Genomic DNA, 1,481 nt, shown 5'->3' with positions numbered 1-1,481 from the left:
CTCATATCTTTACAATAAGCGAAGAGGATGCAATTTTTGCTTTCAACAAGCCTGCTACCGGGAGGCAAATGCAATCGAACGACATACACCTGGTGATATGGCGATGTAAAGGGACATCCTCCCGGTAGGGCTTCTTCCTGAAAGGCTGAACAGTACTTACAGGTACTTCCACGCTGAGGTAACCTTGGATAAAATGATGAGTGAAGTCAGGGGAAGAGCAATAGGTTTGGAGTCTCTTGTTTCATCTATTAATGTCTCCAGCTATGAAAATCATCAAGCAGTCGGTGAGCGCCGACATCGCCAAAGACAAGTTTGACGCCTGCTTTTCGGTGCTCACCTCAGAGCATCGGGTGGTGGTGAAAGCCACCCACAGTTTTGCCAACTCCGCTCAGGGGTTGGCTGCCTTCAACAAATGGCTACGCAAGTGGGAAGACCCCCAGGTGGAGCTGGTGGTGATCATGGAAGCCACCGGGGTGTATTATGAAGCCCTGGCCTGGGCAATGCACCAGCAGGGGCGGAGGGTCAATGTGGTGCTGGCCAACCGGGCAAAGAAGTACTTCCAGAGCCTGGGCTATAAATCCAAGAACGACCGCCTGGATGCCAGAGCCCTGGCCCACATGGGTGCGGAAAGGGACCTGGAGCCCTGGCAGCCTCTGAGCAAACAGCTCTACCTGCTGCGCAAGCTCACCCGGGAGCATGAACAGATCCAGCAGGTGCGCAGCGAAACAGCCAATCGCCTGCACGCCGAATCCTATGGCATGCACACAGGGAAGAGCACGGTGAAAAGGCTCAAAAAGACCCTGCAGCTGTATGATGCGCAGCTCAAGGCCATCCGGCAGGAAATAAAAGAAGTTATAGCGGCAGATACCCTGTTGCAGGAGAAGATCAGTAAGATCACTACCATCAAGGGGGTGGGGCTGCTGACGGCGGCCACCATCGTTGCCGAGACCAACGGCTTTGCCCTTTTCAACAACCAGAAGCAGCTGGTCAGCTACGCCGGCTATGATGTGGTGGAGAACCAGTCGGGCAACAGAGTCGGCAGGACGAGGATCTCCAAGCAGGGTAACAGCCATATCAGGCGGATACTGCACATGCCGGCTTTGCATGCGGTGCGCCGGAACGTGCCCGTGTGCAGGGCGCTGTTTGAGCGGCTCAGGGGCAAGGGGAAGAAAAAGATGCTGGCCTATGTGGCTGTGCAGAAGAAGCTGCTGATTTTGATCTATACTTTATGGAAGGGAGATGAGGTCTGGCAGGAGAACAAGTACCTGGGGGCGGAGGCAGACAAGAAGGAGGCTATCCTTAGCCTGGAGGTCGGAGCCTCTCTTTCAGGTGTCTGCGCAGCAGACGAAAAGAAAGTAGCCCCGCAAGGCAGGGCTACACAAGATGAACATCCCGCACCTCTCGGCCAGGAGCTCTCTTTCAGGTAAGGGAAAGATAAGAAAAATTCAACTAAAATCCTTGACTTTCAAAACAGTACCTTT

1 protein-coding gene is annotated in these 1,481 nt (G+C 54.0%); it reads left to right on the top strand.

The window, feature by feature from the left end:
* Positions 1-263: 263 nt before the first annotated feature.
* Entirely contained in the window at positions 264-1,427 is a 1,164-nt protein-coding gene (locus FJM74_RS22050; RefSeq protein ID WP_187264812.1) for an IS110 family RNA-guided transposase, read from the top strand.
* The last annotated feature ends 54 nt before the right edge of the window (positions 1,428-1,481 follow it).

This window comes from Pontibacter beigongshangensis, from assembly GCF_014332515.1.
Classification (GTDB): Bacteria; Bacteroidota; Bacteroidia; order Cytophagales; family Hymenobacteraceae; genus Pontibacter; species Pontibacter beigongshangensis.
This window is presented reverse-complemented; position numbering and strand designations above follow the sequence as displayed.